Raw genomic sequence first — 2,319 nt, forward strand, 5'->3', positions numbered from 1 at the left:
TGGAATTCTTTCTCTCCACGGTTCTCCTTCTTTGGTTGCTTTCGGAGATCTCATTTCATCCGCGATGGATAAGAACAACGGATCGTCAATTACCGGAACTTCTCCTCCGTTCCAGATCTGTCCTGTTGCAAGGAAGTGTCTTACCGCTTCTTCGAAGCCCGGACGTACCGTCACAATAACTCTTGCCATACCGGACTGCATAAATGCTCTGAAAACAGGATCATTATCGTCGAACTGATACAGGTCTGCCCATGATTTTCTTTCGCCCCAGTAGTAAGGATAGAAATAGTAGCTCATGATTTCCCATTCGAATGCCTGCTCCATGAATTTTGCAAATGCGGCATACTGATCCAGTTTCCCGTCTACTTTAATATCTGTATTCAGGAAGGTTTCATCTCCGGAAGAATAGCCGTTGTTGTAATATTTCCCTCGACCGAAGGTGAGGTCTACGTTGGGATTCTGTTCCAGCATATAAGAAATACAGTTTCTTCTTAAAATGGTATTCTCAATTTTTCTGTAGAATCCAGGATTAGAACCCTTAATTTCTACACCCATTGCTTTTGCATCTGCCAAAGCCTGTTCATATTTAGTTAATTCAGTTTGGTAAGCCTCAATAATTTTATTGAAGGTTTTTTGCAGCCAAGCGTTTTTAGCTTCTTGAGTAAGCACTATATCCGCAACTAAAGAACCACTAATCCCTCTGATATCCCAAAATAAAGAAGAAATAGTAATGGCTTTTTCAACATTATTTAATGGCATATTAACATTTCCACCTGTTTCTACTCCGCAAATATAGACATGACTTACCGGGTTCATGCGTGTTCCTGCTCCAACCCCAACGTTTACAGCTCCTGTAACTTTTGTAGCACAATAACCATCATCTATTTTAAAATCATTGTTATTATATACTCCTGTCCATCTTCCATACACACCATCTACATCTTGTCCAATATTTTTATCCGCAAATGAAAAGCTTATTTTTTTACTGTATGCAGGTTTATCGTCTATCTCGACATTATACTTATTTAACCAGAATTTCAATTTAGTTTCATCTTCTAATGAAGAGAAATTTTCTACCTTTTGTACATTAGATTCTCTCGGATCAACAGGTTTTACCAATTGGTTTTCTGCATTATTAGAAATTTTCATTCCCAGATTATGCAATTTGGCAGGCTCAGGAATCATAAATTCAAACATCATACGTTTCCCGTAATTATAGATTTGATTTTTCACCACCTTATCTACCCATCGGTAAACGCCAACTACATGGCTACTTCCTTTGGTATTATCAAAACCATGCTTATTGTTTTCTTCAAACTCTTCGATGATCTTATCAATACGCTCTTCTTTTACTTTGGTAACAATTCTGTCGAGTGCTCTTGCTGTAATATCTTTGGCTTCCGTGACCGCCTGTCTGTTGCTTTCCTCTTTGGAATTATGAGTGGCATAGTTAGCACTTACATTTACGCCATATTCTACAGGAGATTTCCCCCACTTTGCGTAGAAACCGGCTTGTGCTGCAAAATCTTTAGATTCCTGAAGGATTTTGGAAATTTCACTCTGCATTTCGTTCCTGTCGGTAGAAGTGGTATCGGTCAGCTTTTCTTTCTCAGATTCAGTCGATTTTGTTGTTTGATTTTCACTTCTTCTGAGTTTTCTTGTAGCTCTTTCTTTATATTCCCTTGCCATGATGTTTTCGATGTGTGCCACATCTCCTTCCACATAACAATAAGTGGATTGTTCTACTTTCTTATAATCGGTAACTCCGATGTTTTTCATCCCAAACCCTGAAGGGATAAATGAGCCTACCGGAGTGGTTGTCGTTGTTCCGGAGCCAGTGGTTCCTGTTCCGGTTCCTGTTCCAGATCCGGTATCCGGTTTTATCTCTTTTGGAGTGAAGGCTGCACTTCCTTTGAATACACCTTGTTTTAGAGGATTGTTGAAATCCGAAGGATCCTGTATCAATGTAACGCTCATCAGATACGTTTTTCCGTCCTCTAAAACCACTTCACCCTCGAGGATGAATCCATTTTGTCTTAGCGTGAGTGAAGCAGGAATTCCCGGACTATTGTAGAACATAAAGCTTACTCCCATTGATGGTTCAAATACTACATTAGAGTTAACCTCTGTTCCATTGATCGTTACTTTATAATTTCCTGATACAATCCTGTGAGCAAAATTTTCAACAACAATCTGTATAAACCATTCAGAATTATTTTTAACGCATGTCTTTACACTGTAAGGAATCCATCCGTTTGCTGCATTAGAATTTGTTACCGGAACAACAACTCCTCCGACTGTTGTAGAAACCTGTTGATT

The 2,319-nt window shown here is 39.0% G+C and carries 1 pseudogene; it reads right to left on the reverse strand.

Annotation, left to right across the window (positions count from 1 at the left end):
• A pseudogene (locus DD829_RS23955) lies at positions 1–2,319 on the reverse strand (hypothetical protein); the annotation flags it as partial.

Origin of the sequence: Chryseobacterium sp. HMWF035 (assembly GCF_003094695.1) — a bacterium.
Taxonomy (GTDB): Bacteria; Bacteroidota; Bacteroidia; order Flavobacteriales; family Weeksellaceae; genus Chryseobacterium; species Chryseobacterium gambrini.